Source organism: Clostridium sp. DL-VIII (genome assembly GCF_000230835.1).
Taxonomy (GTDB): domain Bacteria; phylum Bacillota; class Clostridia; order Clostridiales; family Clostridiaceae; genus Clostridium.
The window spans coordinates 2,557,627-2,576,110 of sequence record NZ_CM001240.1 but is presented as its reverse complement, the minus strand read 5'-3'; the positions used below and the strand labels follow the sequence as shown (position 1 = coordinate 2,576,110).

At 31.5% G+C, this 18,484-nt stretch carries 18 protein-coding genes and 1 riboswitch; of the genes, 4 read left to right on the top strand and 14 right to left on the bottom strand.

The genetic code is table 11. From position 1 onward, the window contains the following. Window positions 1–55: 55 nt before the first annotated feature. The 11 genes from CDLVIII_RS11800 to CDLVIII_RS11755 form a co-directional block, all read right to left on the bottom strand. Entirely contained in the window at window positions 56–1,042 is a 987-nt protein-coding gene (locus CDLVIII_RS11800; RefSeq protein WP_009169682.1) for a LacI family DNA-binding transcriptional regulator, read from the bottom strand. A gap of 603 nt (window positions 1,043–1,645) precedes the next feature. After that, the gene (locus CDLVIII_RS11795; protein WP_050816256.1) at window positions 1,646–1,825 is read right to left on the bottom strand and encodes a thioredoxin family protein; all 180 of its coding nucleotides are present in this window, start codon (window positions 1,823–1,825) and stop codon (window positions 1,646–1,648) included. Between the two features lie 64 nt (window positions 1,826–1,889). After that, a complete protein-coding gene (locus CDLVIII_RS11790; protein WP_009169681.1) occupies window positions 1,890–2,681 on the bottom strand; it encodes a nitroreductase family protein in 792 nt (263 codons plus the stop codon). Window positions 2,682–2,807: 126 nt separating this feature from the next. Then, window positions 2,808–3,458 carry a peroxiredoxin-like family protein gene (locus tag CDLVIII_RS11785; RefSeq protein ID WP_009169680.1) on the bottom strand — a complete coding sequence of 217 codons (651 nt, stop codon included), beginning with the start codon at window positions 3,456–3,458 and terminating at the stop codon, window positions 2,808–2,810. Window positions 3,459–3,492: 34 nt separating this feature from the next. Beyond that, window positions 3,493–4,173 carry a haloacid dehalogenase type II gene (locus CDLVIII_RS11780; protein WP_009169679.1) on the bottom strand — a complete coding sequence of 227 codons (681 nt, stop codon included), beginning with the start codon at window positions 4,171–4,173 and terminating at the stop codon, window positions 3,493–3,495. Between the two features lie 55 nt (window positions 4,174–4,228). Then, complete coding sequence (locus CDLVIII_RS11775; protein ID WP_009169678.1) at window positions 4,229–5,176, bottom strand: alpha-hydroxy-acid oxidizing protein; 948 nt, start codon at window positions 5,174–5,176, stop codon at window positions 4,229–4,231. 62 nt (window positions 5,177–5,238) lie between these two features. Further along, entirely contained in the window at window positions 5,239–5,685 is a 447-nt protein-coding gene (locus tag CDLVIII_RS11770; protein WP_242835898.1) for a flavodoxin family protein, read from the bottom strand. Next, on the bottom strand, window positions 5,664–5,843 hold the full coding sequence (locus CDLVIII_RS31960; RefSeq protein WP_242835897.1) for a hypothetical protein: 180 nt from the start codon (window positions 5,841–5,843) through the stop codon (window positions 5,664–5,666). The genes CDLVIII_RS11770 and CDLVIII_RS31960 overlap by 22 nt, the downstream gene beginning before the upstream one ends. Window positions 5,844–5,901: 58 nt before the next feature. Continuing rightward, window positions 5,902–6,495, bottom strand: coding sequence for a TetR/AcrR family transcriptional regulator (locus CDLVIII_RS11765; protein ID WP_009169676.1), 594 nt, complete (start codon window positions 6,493–6,495; stop codon window positions 5,902–5,904). Window positions 6,496–6,670: 175 nt separating this feature from the next. Further along, a complete protein-coding gene (locus CDLVIII_RS31955) occupies window positions 6,671–7,174 on the bottom strand; it encodes a hypothetical protein (RefSeq protein WP_242835894.1) in 504 nt (167 codons plus the stop codon). Window positions 7,175–7,508: 334 nt separating this feature from the next. Beyond that, the gene (locus CDLVIII_RS11755; RefSeq protein ID WP_009169674.1) at window positions 7,509–8,558 is read right to left on the bottom strand and encodes an aldo/keto reductase; all 1,050 of its coding nucleotides are present in this window, start codon (window positions 8,556–8,558) and stop codon (window positions 7,509–7,511) included. Window positions 8,559–8,730: 172 nt separating this feature from the next. On the opposite strand from CDLVIII_RS11755, the gene CDLVIII_RS11750 reads away from it, so the two are divergent. Together CDLVIII_RS11750 and CDLVIII_RS11745 are read left to right on the top strand one after the other, a co-directional pair. Beyond that, the gene (locus tag CDLVIII_RS11750) at window positions 8,731–9,750 is read left to right on the top strand and encodes an AraC family transcriptional regulator (protein WP_242835892.1); all 1,020 of its coding nucleotides are present in this window, start codon (window positions 8,731–8,733) and stop codon (window positions 9,748–9,750) included. Between the two features lie 323 nt (window positions 9,751–10,073). Then, window positions 10,074–10,322, top strand: coding sequence for a hypothetical protein (locus CDLVIII_RS11745; protein WP_009169672.1), 249 nt, complete (start codon window positions 10,074–10,076; stop codon window positions 10,320–10,322). Window positions 10,323–10,424: 102 nt separating this feature from the next. On the opposite strand, the gene CDLVIII_RS11740 is transcribed toward CDLVIII_RS11745, so the two are convergent. Then, window positions 10,425–10,949 (bottom strand): cupin domain-containing protein, encoded by a 525-nt coding sequence (locus tag CDLVIII_RS11740; protein WP_009169671.1) that lies wholly within the window; start codon window positions 10,947–10,949, stop codon window positions 10,425–10,427. 313 nt (window positions 10,950–11,262) lie between these two features. Further along, window positions 11,263–11,434: riboswitch (M-box (ykoK) riboswitch) on the top strand. 233 nt (window positions 11,435–11,667) lie between these two features. On the opposite strand from CDLVIII_RS11740, the gene CDLVIII_RS11735 reads away from it, so the two are divergent. Continuing rightward, on the top strand, window positions 11,668–12,924 hold the full coding sequence (locus tag CDLVIII_RS11735; RefSeq protein ID WP_009169669.1) for a CBS domain-containing protein: 1,257 nt from the start codon (window positions 11,668–11,670) through the stop codon (window positions 12,922–12,924). Then, a complete protein-coding gene (locus CDLVIII_RS11730) occupies window positions 12,921–14,162 on the top strand; it encodes an Nramp family divalent metal transporter (RefSeq protein WP_009169668.1) in 1,242 nt (413 codons plus the stop codon). The genes CDLVIII_RS11735 and CDLVIII_RS11730 overlap by 4 nt, the downstream gene beginning before the upstream one ends. Before the next feature lie 181 nt (window positions 14,163–14,343). Here the strand turns inward: CDLVIII_RS11730 and CDLVIII_RS11725 are convergent, their stop codons facing one another. Beyond that, window positions 14,344–14,979, bottom strand: a complete 636-nt coding sequence (locus tag CDLVIII_RS11725; protein ID WP_009169667.1) for a DUF190 domain-containing protein — start codon at window positions 14,977–14,979, stop codon at window positions 14,344–14,346. A gap of 474 nt (window positions 14,980–15,453) precedes the next feature. Then, on the bottom strand, window positions 15,454–18,066 hold the full coding sequence (locus CDLVIII_RS11720) for a calcium-translocating P-type ATPase, PMCA-type (protein WP_009169666.1): 2,613 nt from the start codon (window positions 18,064–18,066) through the stop codon (window positions 15,454–15,456). Window positions 18,067–18,484 lie beyond the last annotated feature (418 nt).

The window sequence follows — 18,484 nt, the reverse complement described above, 5'->3', positions numbered from 1 at the left end:
CTTTATCACAATTTTAAACGCTTACAGGAACCGGTTCCATGAGCTAATTATACTATCATTTAATTTTATTGTCAACGCTTTCTCTCTCAACAATCTCGAATGTTGATAAGTTTACTTTAGGTATTGTTTCACCATTTATCAGCTTAATCATACCATTTGCTGCATCAGAGCCTGCCTCTTTATAATAAAACTTAACAGTAGTTAAACCTGGATGAATAATCTCTGTTACATCATACCCACCAAACCCTGTAATAGATAAATCTAACGGAACTCTTATTCCTTTTAAATTTGCTGCTTTTAAAACTCCAAGCGCAATATTATCTGTAGCACATACTATAATTGATGGCATAAAAGTATCTATTATGTTTGATGCCTCTTTTACTGCATCGCTAATTTTAAAACTTGTTTTGTAATACCTAACATCAAAATTTTCTTTTTCACTGATTGCTTTTTTAAACCCTTCCATTCTTTTCATACCAACAGCAATATCCTTTTCAGTTACACCCAAATAAGCAATTTTTTGATGCCCTTTTTCAATCACATATTTACCTATATTGTAACCAGCTAATTCATCATTGTGAATAAAACTATATGCTTTGTCATGCTGCTGACCTACAAGGATAACAGGTAATTTCACTTTATTGAAAGCATCTAAATGATTATCAGTAATTTGTGTTGCGAGTAATATTATTCCTGCAACTTTTTGATTTGCTAAACTATAAATACTGTCAATTTCACGCTCTAAATCTTGGCTAGTATTAGAAATCAACATTTGGTAATTTAATTTTCTTAATTGTTCATCAATTCCAATTAGTATTTGAGATGAAGCAAAAGAATCAAGTCTTGGAACTATTGTGCCTATAATATTAGATTTCTTTGCTTTCAAACTTTGAGCAAATGTATTAGGAACATATCCAGTTTCATTTATAACACTTTCAATTTTTCTTTTTGTTGATTCACTTATAGGTCCCCCATTTAAATATCGTGAAACTGTACTTTTTGCTACACCTGATAATTTAGCTATATCTGCAATTGTTTTCATATTATTAGCTCCTTATTATAAGAATTATTTATCTTATAGTATATATTAAAATGTGAATGATTTGAAGTGTCACTGAATACTTATGCTAAAATTACATATTTTTTGATCTTGGATATTACAGTTAACTATTTAAGTAATTTAATGATATGTCCATCTTAGATATGCTTGGTCTTATTATCCTAATAATTAGATACTATGGTTTACATCCATACCACTAAATATAATTTTCTTGTTATATTTTTTTACTATTTTTAGCTATTGAATTTTCAGAATTGTTATCGGCTGTACTTATAGTAAAATTATTAAAAAAATGTATTTAAGAATGTATTTTATACATCCTCAGATGCTTTTGTATCTAAGTCATTTAAAATCAATTTTATTAATTCTCTAGATAAAGACATAGTCTGTGCTCCCTTCATTCGATAATTTATTGTATCATCCTCATGAAGTTTACACAGACTATTTCAAACTCTCGCAAGAAAACCAAATATATCCTCTCCATAATAATTAGAGTAATCTATATTTCATAAACTTTCTATTGTTCATTCCTCTTTACTAATTTACCCCAGCATTCTTATCTGCATACGCAGCATCATCACATACTTATAATTTGCTTTCAATCATTTCTTTAATTTTTTCCTTTGGGGAAAAACCTACAAGTTGCTTTATCTTTTGATTATCTTTAAACATGACAATAGTAGGTAAACTTGATATCTGATATTCGTTTGCCAAATCTAAAGTTTGATCTACATCAACTTTTACAAAATTAACTTTCCCATTCATTTCTTTTTCTAGTCCTTTTCTTCTGCATTAAAAAATTATATTATAAATTTAGTTTCTAAGATTATTAATCTACAAAAGTAACTTCCAATGGATTTCTATCTGTTAATCTTGGATAATCATATTTGGGATATCCAACCATAACAGCCCCTGTGATTTTTTTCCCATCGGGAATATTCAATAATTTAAATAGTAAAGAATTATTTTTTAAAACAATTCGTTCAAACAATCCAGCCCAGCATGAACCTAAGCCAAGGCTTGGTGCGTATAATTCCATATATGATAATGAAAAAATCGAGTTCTCTCTTCCTCTTAAAAAGTCAACATCAGCAATTGCCAAAATCAAACATGGAGCTCCATGCAAAATAGTATCAATTCCTTTTTCTCGATAGAGTTTAGTATAATTGCTAACTGAATTATTATTTTCTAATTCACCTATAACAATATTTACAGCTTCGTCAAGTATTTCTCTATCATCTATAATAATGTAAGATATGCCCTGCAGATTATGTCCACTAGGTGCAAAATGTGCAATATTAGCTAAAGCTCTTAATTTCTCCCTTGAGACAGGTGTATTTTTATAAGAACGGATTGATCGTCTTAAGCGAAGAAAATTTTCTGCTTCTTCCGGGCTTAATCTAGGATATTTTTTAGAACTCACTTGGTTGGCTAATGGACTTTTAAAGTTTTCTATAGCTTCATTTGGACAGATAGCAACACAGTGCCCACATGCCACGCAATCCTCAGGATAAATTTCTTTAGGGCCATTTTTTTCAAGCCGCAATACGTACTGCGGACATTCATTTACACAAATTCCACATTTAATACATTTATCTTGATTTACAGAGATTAAGTTCATTTTTCATTCTCCTCACATAAAAATATATTGAAATATAGTCATTTCTTATTTAAAGAAATGACTATATTTATAATTTTTATTAAAAATTCATTATTCACTTGTATTCTTTGTCAAACATATAAAAAATTATGAGACTAAATTCCTAAGAGACTCTAGAACTGCGCTTGGCTCTAGTCGTTTGGTGTAATCAGTGTTTACATAAGACAAAATTACATTACCATTAGTATTAACAACATATGTTGCAGGAACTGGTAATTCATAGTTATTGTTACCTTGAGTTGAAACTAAATCTATGCCGAGATTTTTATAAGCTTCTTGTAATTCTTCCTCAACATGATAAACTATTCCGAATTCACGTGCGACTTCATTTTCAATATCACTTAAAATTTGGAATTTTAATGAATATTTTTCTGTTAGAGATATGGAGTTATCGGGCAGCTCAGGTGAAATTCCTACTAATTGCGCACCTAAATTTTTAATTTCAGGTAAAATTTCTTGGTAAGCTCTAAGTTCAAGATTACAATACGGGCACCATCCTCCCCTATAAAAACTTATAACTAGAGGTCCATTTGACAATAAATCATAAGAATTTATTTTTTGTCCAATACTATTTTGAAGTTCGAAATCAGGTAATTTATCACCTACTTTTAAAGCATCCTTTTCTATTTGTTTATGTGCAAGTTTTTTTGCTTGTCTTTCAAATAAATCAATAATGTCTTTTGGCGCTACCTTTATAAAATTCTCATCTACTTTTAATAATTCCGATTTTAAATTCATGCTATTTCCTCCCATTTTAAATTTTACTGCAATACTATTGTCTTGCTCTTTGTATGTTCATAGTTTTCTCTACTAATTCTTTAAGATTAGAAACAATATAATCAGGTTTAAAGCCTAATTTTTCCGTTGGTTTATTAAGACGATTAACCCATCCTACAATAAATCCAAAAGATTTTGCTCCTGATACATCCCACCCGTTTGAAGATACAAATAGTATATCCTCTTTATTTACACCTAATTTTTCAACAGCCAGCTTGTAAACTTTAGGATTTGGTTTATAGGTTTTTAAAGGATCAACACTTAAAATCTCATCTAAATGCTTATCTAAACAAGTATTTGTTGCTAGCTCTTCAAGCATTTCAGAAGTTCCATTAGATAAAATTGCAAGCTTACAAGGACGAAAAGCTTCTAAAGCTTCAATAACTTCTGGATAAAGTTTTAAATTCAAATATACTCTGAGAATTTTTCTTATTATATCCTCATTATATTCCAGCTCAAGCGCTTCTAAGGCATAACATAAAGCATTTCCGGTAAGTATCCAAAAATCTTCATATCTGTCCATTAAAGCACTAAGCCAGGAATACTCTAACTGCTTTTGTCTCCATATTTTGCTTATTTCAGCACCTTTTTTAGGAAAAATTTCTTCACATTTTTGAACTACAGAATCTACATCATACAAGGTACCATATGCATCAAAAACTACAGCTTTAATCATTTAATTCACTCCTAATTTACTGAATTTTTTACTTGATATAACATCAATTAACCTCTTAAAACCATAATACTTCCGGATCAATATTATTTACATCCACAGACCCAGTTAAACTCATGGCTCTTTGCAATTCTGCACTTGTCCCATTTATAATTTTTGCAACACCCTCTGTTCCTTCAGCTGCTAAGCCTGCCATTACCGAACGTCCTATTAATACACCATTTGCTCCTAAAGCTAGGGCTTTAAACGCATCGGTTCCTCTAATTATTCCACTATCAACGATTATAGGAATTCTTCCTCCAATTACTTTTGCGATGCGTGGGAGAATTTTTAGCGGTGGTACTGCATAATCTAAAAGATTTCCTCCATGATGAGATACTACTATAGCAGCTGCTCCAGCTTCTAAAGCCTTTTGAGCATCGCTTTCACTTAAAATTCCTTTTAAAATAAATGGCAATTTTGTTGACTGAATATAACTTTTGATTTCCTCTAGAGTTTTAGGTGCCATAAGCTCTGGCCTAACTAAACTATCTTTTCTTTTACCACCAAAGGAAAAGATAATATCCATGCCTACTGCAAATGCTCCAGCCTTTTCAGCTTGAGATATTTTTTCGAATATAAGCTCACTATCCTTATATGGTTTAATTATCTTTATAGTTTTTGCACCAGTTTCAATAATATCCTTAAGCTCCTCTTCTTTTCCAATTCCTACCCACATTGCAGTTCCCGCTGCTGCAGCTCCTTTTGCCACCTCTACCATAGGATTAGAACATATTCCTCCTAACCCTGATAATGGAGCTACCATAATAGGTGTATTAAAAGTTTCTCCAAAAAGTTTCATTTCTGTTGAAGCTTCTTTAGAATCTATGACACGAGATTCAATCATAATTGAATCTAAATAATTCCTTGTAAGTTCCGAAACCTTACCTGTTTCCGCTGAGACTTCTATATCTATACCTTTTTCCTTTAATTTGTTATTTCCTTCTATTAATAACTTGCCAATCATCTTTATACCTCCATCATAATATAATTTTGCTATGTACATATTACAGTATGCTTTTTAATAGTTTAGCTTAAGTCATTTTCTTTACGCTTTTTCAATGTAGATCCCAATATTTTTCCTATTTTAGCTGCATTAAAGCAGGCTTCCTTTTGTTCTTTAAAATGTGATGGAAATTGCTCTTTTTCAATTTTATCTAAAAAGCCATGATCTTGAACAACCTTGCCAACTCCGCATTCATGTCCATAACCGCAATTGTAACATTGGGAATAACCATCTACTTCTAAAGATTCTAGTACTGCCATTTTATTTTTCAGCATAAAATATTCTATTTCAGGCCTTACAAAATCATTATTTTTGTAATCTGCACCAACAATAACTCCAAGTTTACCTGATAAATTAAAGCTTTCTCTATGACGAAAACTGAAAGTTCTTTCCCATAATGCGTGACCTAGAGCATTCATTCTTCCAAAATAATTTGGAGCTCCAAATATTATTGCATCTGCCTTAAGCATTTATTATCAGATGCACAAAGAGTACATCCAATACAGCCACTAATTCGCTTTCCAGCAAGAGAAATATATTCATATTCCAAACCTGTAGCCTCTAAAATAGCTTTTATAGCCTCACTTGTAACACCATTCTTTCTGCCACTACTTATGCCTAAAATCATACTTATACTCCTTTCAGAAATTTTTGAAATTATAATTATCTTAATTTTTAAACTATATTTAACAATGAACCTTTATAAAATTATTGACCATATCTTTAGCTAAGTCAGTCATATCCTCTAAAACTTTAATATCCTGCCTGTTTTTCATAATCAGAATTCCTCCTTCAAGCATAGCTACAATTCCTTGAGCTAATTTTTGAACTTCAAAAGATTCTATTGGCTTAACTGACTTTACCATTTCCTCTAAAACTAATTTTAGTTTCTCTATCCAAATCTCAAACACTTTTTGTACTTTTTGACGAAATTCTTCATCATGCTCACTCATTTCAGCAGCAAAATTACCAAATATACATCCGCATTTGGTCTCTCTAGCTTGATGGCGTACAATAACCCACTCTAGCATTTCATTAAATCTTACTTCTGCACTTTTTTCAGAACCCAAAATATTTTTAAATAGTTCTTCATTGAAAGATTCAAAGAAATAATCTATCACAGCTAACCCTAATTCATGTTTAGAAGAAAAATAATGGTAGAACTGCCCTTTCCCAATTTGGCCCGCCTCTAAAATATCACTAAGTGCTGTATTTTCATATCCTTTAGATCTCATTAATGCTGCCGATGCTTCTATTATTTCCTTGCGTTTTTCAGACAAATTGTTCCCTCCTTTACCTACCGGTCGGTACAATTTAATGTTACATTAGTAATATAATACTGTCAAGTTTTAAATTACTCGGTCATCTTCATACATTTTTTTCTTTATCTATCTTGTTAATGAGTTATTCTTCCCCAGTTCATCCCTTTTACAATTAATCATTTACTGAATTTATTCAATATAAATGAAAAATAACAGGAATATTTACTTCTTTAGCAAGCAATGAAGCATGTTTTGCAAAATAAGATTCTTTATCCTTGCTGGCGGCAATCTCAGTTCTTACAACTGCAAGGTTTCCCTTTAACACTTTTGGTGATGATCCATTTCCTCCACTTACTTCAATAGCATCAATACCTGCTTTTTCAAATATTTTAGATGCTTCAATACTTTCTTCACTTGTGAGACCATCTTCCATAAAATCTTCTGAATTTATCTTTATTAATATTGGAGGTCCATTAGAACTATCTAGTCTTGAGATGATTAAACAAATTGTAAACTGTGGAAAAGGATTTGCCTTAATTCCTGAAATAGCCGTAAATGAAGAAATAAATTCTGGTACCCTTAATGTTCTACCTATTAATTCAAAAATTAGTTTTACACATGGAGTAATTACCCACAAAGATCGTGAAGAATCTTTCACCTCGACTTTATTTAGAACAAATCTTTTAAATTTCTTCACTAAACAGACTATTATTGAGTAAGTTCTGTAGACTTTAACTTGTAAGAAATTATTGGAGAGTATTAATACAAAGCTACGACAGCTTGAATCTAAAATAATCCTGGAGAGGTCCATCTTCTCCAAGATTATTTTATTTACTTAACTCTATTTTAGATGAATTTCATATACGCATTTTAAAACAGTTAGACCAATCTTAATCACTTAATAAATATACAATCATGAATACTCTATTTATCTCGCAAATTTTTGCATAAATTTTTCAGCATTTCTCTCAAAACCGTATTGTTCATACATATTCCAGATTGGACTTTTAGCTTATATGTTGTTATAGTTTTTATTTCAACTCCATTCCAGGAACACGTTTTCGAATAGCATCCAATTCGGCTTCATCAGAAATCCCCTGCCAGTCATAGCGTGGTGTATATGGTCCTTCTAACGCTCGTATTTCTTCTTCTGTAAGCTCAATATTCAGAGATGCAACAGCATCATCAATTTGCTCGATAGAATTGGCTCCAACGAGTGGTGCAGTTACAACTGGCTTGCTACGAAGCCAAGCAAGTGCAATCTGTGGCCTTGAGACGCCTCTTGCGTCAGCAATATTGCCAACTGCATCGATAATCGCATGATTTGATTCTTCCTCTGCGGGAGAATACAACATATCGGCATAATCACCATCAGTCTTAGATCTAGCACTAGTCTTGGCCTGCTCGAACGGACGAGCAAGACGGCCACGAGCTAACGGACTCCATATAATCGTCCCAACGCCCTCATCAAGGCAGAGTGGAATCATCTCGCGCTCTTCCTCACGAGCGAGTAAGTTGTAGTGATTCTGCATTGTAACAAACCTAGCCCATCCATGCTGTTTCTGCAAATGAAGTGCCTTGGCAAACTCCCATGCATGCATTGATGACGCACCAATATAGCGAACCTTCCCCATCTTTACGAGATCATTCAAAGCCTCAAGTGTCTCCTCAAGCGGCGTCGAGTGATCGTTACGATGGATTTGATAAAGATCTATATAATCAGTACCAAGTCTCTCAAGCGAATGGTCAATTTCGGTCATAATCGCCTTTCTAGACAATCCACGACCATTTGGACCTGGACGCATTGGATGACGCAGCTTTGTAGCAATAACGACATCATCGCGATTTGCAAAGTCCTTGAGCGCACGTCCGAGTATCTCTTCGCTAGATCCATTTGAATACATGTTTGCAGTATCAAAAAAGTTGATCCCAGCCTCCAGTGCATGTTTAATGAGTGGTCGCGCCTCTTCCTCACCCTTTGACCATACGGGATGGCCTCGATCAGGTTCACCATAAGTCATTGCACCAATTGCAATTGGTGACACATCAAGACCAGTTGTTCCAAGTTTAATGTATTTCATATTATTATCTTCCTTTCTCCGTTATGATACAGTAGAAATGTTTTCTGCTTTCTCTTACTATTATTGCTCAAGGCATTATTTTTTAGTAGTACATTTCTGCATAAAAATTGCCTAAAACCGCAATTGTTTATATTTCCCTAATTGAACTCCACTTTCATTTAATCTATACTAAATGAAAGATTATATTATAATAAAAAATAAAGGTAATGTGATAAAAATGAAAATATCGAAGCAAAAGTTAAAAACAACAAATATTTTAACGCCGGACCAGCCACCTTTAAACAATCATGAACTGTTGTCCCAGCTGATCTCACTGGCAAACACAATTACAAGTGCAGAAGGTAATACTAAGACTGTTATACCCTATTTATCAATCTGCCGCCATACTTATGAATCGCCATTAATTCCAAGTGTACTTTCACCAGCTTTTTGTCTTATTCTGCAAGGAGAAAAAGAGCTTCATCTTGGAGAACACATTGCACATTATTATGAAGGGGACTATCTGGCTTCCATAATTGATATGCCTGCATCTGGAAAAGTCGTTGGAGCAACAAGTGAGTTTCCTTATATAGGATTGCGTGTGGACTTTACAGCAGAGGAAGTTGCTTCTGTCGTGGCCGAGGCTGAAATTGAGCTTCCTTCTAGAAACAAGAAACCAAGCACAGCCGCTTTCATTGGGAAATCAGATATAGGACTTCTTGAACTGTTCTTGCGTGTTCTAAGCCTTGCCAATACTCCTTATCCAGATCCATTCCTCTCCACACTTATGATTCGTGAGATGATCTATCGCTTAGTCTCAGGAAAATATGGACACTTATTTCTTCAGCAGTCCCTCTATGATAAGCAGTCTGATGGTATAGGAAAAGCAATCGGGTGGATAAAGGAAAATTTCTCTAACCCATTTACCACTCTTCAGCTTGCTAAGATTAGTAATATGAGCGTATCAAGCCTCCAACACAAGTTTAAAGAGATTACAACAATGGGACCTTTGCAGTATCAAAAACAATTGCGTCTTCAGGAGGCTAGGCGCCTTATGCTGACCAGCTCTATGGATGTCACCACAGCTGCACTAGAAGTCGGCTATGAAAGTCCATCTCAATTTAATCGAGAATATAAGCGGCTCTTTGGTTTATCCCCGCTTAAAGATATTAGAGAAATTCAAAACAACCCATATAATATAAGTGAAAGTTAGGTATAATGCTCTAACTTTTCAGTCAATATCAGCCTTTTCTAATGCACTATAAATAATATGACAATGTACGGTTTTCTTTATATCTCACTCCGTACTGGCATTGAGTATTGCTTTTTATACTTTCTTATCACATTAGCCTATTAATTTCATATAATAAAAGATAAGTAATATATTATGGACTTTTATTAATTCTCCTTGTTTTAGGCTCCTCTTAACAGGGGCCATTTTTAATATCTCAAATTATCCTATAAATTTGTTCTCATATTATTAATTTAATAGTCATAATATCTAATATGCAAAATTCTTATTAGGTAGGTACAACTATGACATTTTTAGATAACCTAAGCCCTGAAGACTTACTAGTTTTAACTAACGCGATTGCTGTTTCACTTTCAAAAAACAAAACTGCTGATGAAATTAATGTGATTGGAAACTTTATCGTAGGTATAGGATGTTTAATGTTAACAATTGCTTCTCAGGAGCAATATCTAACTATATTACAAGAGCAGTATAAGCAAAAAAACAATGCTAATAATAAAACTACACCTGAGGATGATACTATCATTGGTTGATAAATTAAATATGATACTTACAACAACTTACTACTAAATAAGTGTCTAACCATTTGATATAAATTCACACCAGGTTAGACACTATTGATTGATTTATTTCTCTTACTCAGCAGGCTTAGTCGCCTGAACTACACCATGTGGGTGCTGAGGTGGTGCATAAATAGAATATACTTTAAGTGGCTTATTACCTATATTTATAATATTGTGCCAAGTACCAGCAGGTATCATTATTGCAAAATCATCACTGGCGTTTGCTTGAAAATCTAGATTATCTTTACTTTTCCCCATTCTAACCCTTCCTTGTCCATCTTCAATACGAATGAATTGATCAATATTTGGATGAATTTCTAAACCTATATCATCACCAACCTTAATACTCATCAAAGTAACTTGAAGATGACTTCCTGTCCATAATGCAGTACGAAAATTATTGTTCTGCTTAGTTGCTTCATCAATATTAACTACATAAGGCTCAGGACCATGATCCTCCAATGTATTTTGATTACTCCCTGTACCTGTTTGTGAATAATCAGCTCTTAAATCACACTCATTTTCATCAAAGAGTGTACTATATGGAACATATCTAAAATAAGAATTTTGATATCTCCAATTATCATTATTCTCCATATTATTTAATCCTTTATATTAATTCAGAATTATAATATGTTTTTGTTTTTGTAAATGTGCTGTGTTAGTTATTGATAATTTGCATTATCCAAATTTTTATATTATTCAGTTTTTAAATATTAATTTAATTGAGTTAATTATAAAAGTATGCATTAAGAGAATATAAATCTAATCCATGAATCATGATTTTATAATATATCAAACAGTGTAGTAAATCATTCCCTTTAGAGAATAAATATAAGTGATTTAATTAATATTTATCATATTTGCTATTGACGTACTGTTATCCAAGGTAGTAAAATAAGTACGAAAATAATAACTTTGTTAGGTGAGGCTCCTATATAGATACACGCTGCTGCCCCGAAACGTCGAGAGACGCCAATGGGTCAACAGGTATTACCGGATTAAGGTTCTACTTAATGTAGCCGAAAACCATATGGTTTTCTATGCTATATAGTGCTAAAACTCAACGAGTGGAGATGGATATTAGCAAATATACTTGGGTCAAATACCTTGTATATTTATATCGTGGTGCAATTTTAGCCCCTTCACTTTGAGTGATGGGGCTTATTTTATTATTTAAAGGAGGTGTTATCCAATGGATGACTGTGAAACGGATCATTATATTATACATTTTTATTTAAGTTCAAGTAATACTAATTTCAGGGCATTAATTGGATACACACTTTTTATGCCCTAATTTGAAAGGGTGTACCATATGGAAAAGGTAACAAATTTATTTTTAAGTAAAATTATGCATAAAGATATTCATAATATTTCAGGACAAATAATTGGTAAATTAAATGATCTTATTTTTGATTTCAGTCAAGAAAAACCTACTGCATTATATATACAGATCACAAATTGGAAAAAATCTTTTTATTTGTCTGCTGAAGCATTGGAAATATACAAAGATAAAAAAGAAAAATATTATATTAAAATTAATAGCAATAATCTTATAACAAAGTTTCCTAATGAGGAAGATATTTTTTTAGTTAGAGATTTTTTAGATAAACAGATAGTTGATATAAACGGAAGGAAAGTAGAAAGAGTTAACGATGTAAGACTTGGAAAAATAAATTCTAAGTGGAATCTTGTAGCTGTTGACATAGGAACTAGAGGGTTACTTAGAAGACTCGGAGTCGAGTATCCATTCATTATATTGACAGAAACCTTTAAATACAGGTTAAGAAATAAGCTAATAATTTGGGATGATGTTCAGACATTATCTACTGGTGTTAGTAATTTACAGCTTCAAATGCCTGCAAATAGAATCGAAACCTTACACGCTGCAGATATAGCTGATATAATTGAAGATCTTGATAATAAAAGTAGAGATATATTATTTCAAAGTTTAAACAATCAAAAGGCTGCTGAGGTTCTAGAAGAAATTGACACTGATGTTCAATTAAATTTGTTAAAATCTGTGTCTGACGAAAAAGCTTCTGATATATTTGAAAGTATGCCATCGGATGAGATCGCAGATATTTTGGAAGAAATGGATGAAGATAGAGTTGAAAAACTATTAACTAACATGGATGAAGAAAGCCAAGGCGAAATTAGAGAGCTCATGGAATACGAAAAAGAAACAGTTGGAAGCATTATGTCAAAGGATTTCCTAACTTTCTTGCCTGATATAACTGTAAATGAAGTTTTTGAATGGATTCAAATTAATTCTCCTAGCGAAGATGAAAGTTATTATATATATATTACAAATGATAAAGATAATCTTATTGGAGTTATTTCTCTTTTTTCACTTATTACCGCAGATAGAAATACTAAACTTTATAATATTATGACTACTAGACCTGAAAGTTTAAAAGATACAGATGAAATAGATGATGCAATCAGCATAATGCATAAATATAATCTTGTATGCATTCCTGTTATAGACGAAGATAATAATTTGGTCGGTATAGTATCACTAAATGATAGTATTCATGAACATTCACACTTAAGGAGGGTTGCACTATGAAAAAATCATTATCTAATAGATTTAAAAAAATACTTTTTATTATGACTATTATTGGCCCAGGACTAATTACTGTAAATGCTGGTAATGATGCTGGTGGTATTACAACATACGCTTCAGTTGGTGCATCCTATGGATATAAAATGTTATGGGGATTACTTTTAATTACCTTTAGTCTTGCAGTAATTCAAGAAATGAATGCAAGAATGGCGGTAGTAACTGGCAAAGGCCTATCAGATTTAATTAGAGAGAAGTTTGGAGTTAAACTTACTTTCTTTGCAATGGCTATTTTATTAATTGCAAATATGGGAGTTGTATTTGGAGATTTCGCCGGAATAGCAGCAAGTTTAGAATTATTCGGCATAAGTAAATATCTATCAATTCCTATAGTTTCTATACTGATTTGGTTTCTTGTTACTAAAGGCTCTTATAAAAGAGTAGAGAACATTTTTTTACTTTTTACTTTTATATTTTTTACCTACATCATATCAGCATTTTTAACTGGACCAGATTGGGGTAATGTATTTAAATCAATGGCTACTCCTACCCTTGAATTAAACTCAGGTTTTCTTCTTACGTTTATAGGAATGATTGGTACTACAATTACTCCTTATATGCAGTTTTATTTACAATCATCGATAGTAGATAAAAAAATAAGCTTATCTGATTATAAATACGAAAAACTTGATGTCTACTTAGGTGCATTTTGGGGGAATGCAGTAGCGTTTTTTATAATTATCTGCACTGCTGTAACTCTTTATAAAGCTGGTATAACAATAACTAGTGCTGAAGAAGCAGCTATTGCTTTACAACCATTAGCTGGGAAAGCTGCGTTTATACTTTTTGGTGCCGGACTTTTTGGTGCTTCAGTACTTGCTACAGCAGTTATCCCACTTTCTACATCTTATGCAATATGTGAAGCCTTTGGCTGGGAAAGCGGCGTTGATAATGACTATAAAGAAGCACCTGCTTTCTTTGGGATATATACTGGTATAATTCTTCTTGGAGCATTATTTATATTAATTCCTGGAATATCACTTATTCAAATTATACTTATAAGTCAACAGATTGCAGGATTATTATCTCCAATAATATTAACCTTTATGATAATTTTGATTAATGATAAACGCATAATGGGTAAATATATTAATAACAAAACTCAAAATATTATATCTTGGTTTACTGTTGTATTTATAATTATCCTATCAATAATTTTATTTGTATCACCATTATTTTCATAATTCATTTTATATGAATTTCAATGATAGATTGCTATTAAATTTAAATAATTAATTAAGGACTTATAATCTAAATAGCGATATTATATTAATATTTATATAATTATAAAATCTTAGTTTTTAATAAATGCTTAAACTTATTAAAAATTAAGATTTTTTATTTCTTATTAATAGATCATTCTTCCTATCTATTCATTATTAAATCTATTGGCGTAGCAAATACAGCTCCCTCTTCAACCATATTCTTAAGTTCACTAAGCAAATCATTTAAATGCTCACATGGTACAACGCATTCTATTACAACAGGCATCTTTTCACTAAAAGAAAATAATTTTTGTTTGTGAATAACTCTATCTTTACCGTATCCAACAAGTCCTTTAGTTACGGTAGCCCAGATAACTTTCTTTTTCTGAAGAAATTTTAAAACCTTTTCATACTCTTCCTTTTTAAACCACGCATTATCTTCTTTTGTGTAAATTTTAACTACACAATACTTATTGCTATTCATACATTTCTCCTCCATACCTCTAATAATGGTTACTTGTCCATGTGGTATATATTTTATGAGGTCTTGTCTAGCTTTTTCTATTTTTTTATTATCAGCAACTGTCTCTATTATAATTGCTAAATCGTTAAATTCTATGTCTTCAAGTGCAATTGAATGCATTATGCTTTTGTAATCAAGACTTAATTCTCCCCTCCTAATAGTGAGCCCTGGAAAACCTTCTTTCCATAGAAAATCTTCTATCCATTTATAAGTTTTACTTAAATTTGAATTGAACTCATGTTCTCCAGCTACAATTCTCATCAAACTGTTCATTTTATTAATCACTCCTCTCTAGCGATTTTAGCAATTTATAAAATCAATTACTTCTTTTCACAATACTAAGCTATGTTTTAAGCACTCTATTTTCTATAACAATAATAAAAATAATTATTTATTACTTTATATAAATCATATATCCGAATATCTTATAAATAAAAAAACTTCTACCACATTTAGTATAGTAGAAGTCATTAATCTCTAAAAATATGTTTAAAGTATTTAATACAATTATTAAATACTTTAATTTTTTCTTCATATGTTACATGCATCAATGGTATAACTTTCTTAGGTTTATTAGCTAACATTTCCTTATTAAAATTTGAGAATCTTTTTATTTATACAATACTTAACAGGACAATCTGAAAATTAGAGCTAATATAAGTGAAATAATAGCTGTAATTGTTAACAAAACATTAACTCTTAAGCTAAGTTTCACTTTATTTTAAACTCATTTTATATATTATCTTTCTATTTATGAGTTTTTACAAATAGCAATTTATAAGCTTGAACTACAATAAGTGGGATAACTGATAATCCATATATATAACTAAATTGTCCTGAACTTAATGTACTAACTTCAAATATATCACTTAATTGCTTAAAACTTAGTACTACTAATAATAAAAGGCACCCAATTATTACTGAAAACCATATAGTTTTATTTGTAAATAATCCTATTTTAAAAATCGATTCTTTAGACCTACAATTAAATCCATGAAGTAATCTTGATAAGCATAAAGTACCAAAAGCCATTGTACTTGCTACCTCAGTTCCACCTGTATACAATCCTATATGAAAAGCTGACATAGTAACTACTGCAATAAGAAATCCTTCCATCATAACTTCTGTTGCAAAAGATTTATTAAGTATTGGAACATTTATATTCCTTGGCTTTTCTTTCATTATATTCTCATTGTGTGGTTCAAGTCCAATTGCTATTGCTGGCAAGCTATCTGTAACTAAATTAATAAATAAAAGATGCACGGCTGCAAAAGGAATCGGTAATGCTCCTATTGATGCATACAGCACTGACAGTATTCCTGCTGTATTTCCTGATAAAAGGAATTTAATTGAGTTTTTAATATTTGCATATATGCTCCTGCCATTTGAAATAGATTTTACTATAGTTGAAAAATTATCATCTGCTAGCACAATTGAAGCAGCATCTTTAGCAACTTCTGTCCCTGTTATGCCCATAGCAATTCCTATATCTGCTTGTTTTAAAGCTGGAGCATCATTCACACCATCTCCTGTCATTGCAACAATATTTCCTTTTTCCTGCCAGGCTCTTACTATTCTGATTTTATGCTCTGGTGATACTCTAGCATAAACTGATATTTTATCTATTTTATTTTTTAACTCTTCATCACTAATTTTCTCTAATTCAAAACCTTCCATGGCTTCTGATTCATCTTTAAGAATTCCTATTTGCTTAGCTATAGCCGATGCAGTAATTTTATGATCACCAGTTATCATTATTGGTTTTATCCCTGCTTTAATGCAATTTTCAACAGCATATTTAGATTCATCCCTTGGTGGATCCATCATCGCTATAAGACCAACAAATGTCAAATCATATTCATCTTCTGTAGTAATCTCTTTTTTTCCTTCACCAATTTCCTTATATGCAAAAGATAAAACTCTAAGTCCCTCTACTGATAATTCTCTATTTATTTTCTCTATTTCCTTTTTATGCTCTCCTGTAAAATCTTTTATTCCTTCTGATGTTTCATAACTTTTTGTTCGTGATAAAAGTATATCTAGTGCCCCTTTAGTTATCATTACATATTTATCTCTAAACTTGTGAACAGTACTCATCAGCTTTCTCTCAGAGTCAAATGGTACTTCTCCAAGTCTTGGATATTGTTCTCTTATAATCAGTTCATCTAGTTCATATATCTCACCTAAATTAACTAATGCAACTTCAGTTGGATCACCAATTTCCTTGTTTTTCACAGTAACAGCATCATTACATAATAATGCCATTAAAATCAAATCTTTTTCTAAAGCCTTATTATGATCTAAGTTATCATGATCAAGTATCTTCTCATCAATAAAGACTTTCTGTACTGTCATCTTATTTTGTGTTAATGTTCCTGTTTTGTCTGAACATATAACCGATATGCTTCCAAGACTTTCAACTGCATGAAGCTTTCTTACAATCGCATTTTCCTTAGCCATCTTTTGAGTTCCAAAAGCCAAAACAATTGTTACTATTGAGCTTAATGCTTCTGGTATAGCTGCTACTGCTAATGAAACTGCAAACATAAATGAATCTACAATATTACGTCCTCTTAATATGTCTAAGCCAAAAATAATTGCTGAAATTATTAAAATAATAATAGCAAGCCTTTTCCCAAAGGTATCCAAACCAACCTGAAGTGGAGTCTTCTTTTCCTTTGCATTCTCTAATAAATTTGCTATTTTACCAATTTCAGTATTCATTCCTATATCTGTAACTAAAATAACACCTCTTCCGTAAGTTACAAAACTTCCCGAAAACACCATGTTCTTTCTATCGCCAATAGCTACATCATCTTTATTTATTACATCCGCAAACTTTAATACACTTTCTGATTCACCAGTTAAAGAACTCTCATTCACTTGAAGAGTAAAGCTTTCAAGAATTCTACCATCTGCACTAACATAATCTCCAGCATCTAAATATAAGATGTCTCCAACTAAAAGTTCCCTTGAAGGAATCTCAAGCTTTTGACCTATTCTTAAAACCTTTGCTGTAGGTGATGACAGTGCCTTAAGACCCTTTAGGGATTGTTCTGCTTTAAGATGTTGTATTGTGCCAAGAATTGCATTTATAATAACTACAACCATTATAACAATTGTACTTTCGAATTTTCCAAGAAACATTGAAATAATTGCTGCTCCTAATAATATAATTACTAAGAAGTCTTTAAACTGCTCAAGAAAGACCTTCAATGGACTTTTCCTTGCTGCCTCTTCCAATTCATTATAACCATACTTCTCTCGCCTTCTTTTAATTTCTTCCTCATTTAAGCCATTACTAGTAACACCTAACATTTCCAGCATATCTTCTGGAGTTTTTTTATAATGCCCACTCATAAACTGTGCCTCCTTAAAAATAACTATACAACTCCTACATTTTATACTTATATTCTATATATTTATCTTTCTACTTAATTTTGTATAAAAACTAATATTAAAAAATCAAATACTATTTTTTCATGTAAATCTAATTATTTATTAAAATCCACTCAATAATACCAGTATATTGTCCCAAATTATTATTCCCAAAAACTATATTTTAATCCTTACGCTTTGATAACTACAAAAAATAAAAAAGGTAAGAAACTCCATATTGAGCCGCCTACCGTAGAACATATAATTTTATTTTTTAAGAAAACTATCTATTATTCCTTTTAAAACTCGCAATTTGTAATTTTCTATTTTTATTATTTTGAATAAAAATTTTTTTATTTGAACAAAATATAATGTCCCTAATAAAAATATTCTGCATTGC

Excerpts from the sequence above, each read along its gene's own strand:
- CDLVIII_RS11720 (WP_009169666.1), bottom strand. The coding sequence starts at position 18,066 with ATGAGTGGGCATTATAAAAAAACTCCAGAAGATATGCTGGAAATGTTA.
- CDLVIII_RS11800 (WP_009169682.1), bottom strand. The coding sequence starts at position 1,042 with ATGAAAACAATTGCAGATATAGCTAAATTATCAGGTGTAGCAAAAAGT.
- CDLVIII_RS11775 (WP_009169678.1), bottom strand. The coding sequence starts at position 5,176 with ATGATTGGCAAGTTATTAATAGAAGGAAATAACAAATTAAAGGAAAAA.
- CDLVIII_RS11780 (WP_009169679.1), bottom strand. The coding sequence starts at position 4,173 with ATGATTAAAGCTGTAGTTTTTGATGCATATGGTACCTTGTATGATGTA.
- CDLVIII_RS31960 (WP_242835897.1), bottom strand. The coding sequence starts at position 5,843 with ATGATTTTAGGCATAAGTAGTGGCAGAAAGAATGGTGTTACAAGTGAG.
- CDLVIII_RS11725 (WP_009169667.1), bottom strand. The coding sequence starts at position 14,979 with ATGAACAGTTTGATGAGAATTGTAGCTGGAGAACATGAGTTCAATTCA.
- CDLVIII_RS11785 (WP_009169680.1), bottom strand. The coding sequence starts at position 3,458 with ATGAATTTAAAATCGGAATTATTAAAAGTAGATGAGAATTTTATAAAG.
- CDLVIII_RS11735 (WP_009169669.1), top strand. The coding sequence starts at position 11,668 with ATGGAAAAGGTAACAAATTTATTTTTAAGTAAAATTATGCATAAAGAT.
- CDLVIII_RS11795 (WP_050816256.1), bottom strand. The coding sequence starts at position 1,825 with ATGAATGGGAAAGTTAATTTTGTAAAAGTTGATGTAGATCAAACTTTA.
- CDLVIII_RS11790 (WP_009169681.1), bottom strand. The coding sequence starts at position 2,681 with ATGAACTTAATCTCTGTAAATCAAGATAAATGTATTAAATGTGGAATT.
- CDLVIII_RS11755 (WP_009169674.1), bottom strand. The coding sequence starts at position 8,558 with ATGAAATACATTAAACTTGGAACAACTGGTCTTGATGTGTCACCAATT.
- CDLVIII_RS11770 (WP_242835898.1), bottom strand. The coding sequence starts at position 5,685 with ATGCTTAAGGCAGATGCAATAATATTTGGAGCTCCAAATTATTTTGGA.
- CDLVIII_RS11745 (WP_009169672.1), top strand. The coding sequence starts at position 10,074 with ATGACATTTTTAGATAACCTAAGCCCTGAAGACTTACTAGTTTTAACT.
- CDLVIII_RS11730 (WP_009169668.1), top strand. The coding sequence starts at position 12,921 with ATGAAAAAATCATTATCTAATAGATTTAAAAAAATACTTTTTATTATG.
- CDLVIII_RS11750 (WP_242835892.1), top strand. The coding sequence starts at position 8,731 with ATGAAAGATTATATTATAATAAAAAATAAAGGTAATGTGATAAAAATG.
- CDLVIII_RS11740 (WP_009169671.1), bottom strand. The coding sequence starts at position 10,949 with ATGGAGAATAATGATAATTGGAGATATCAAAATTCTTATTTTAGATAT.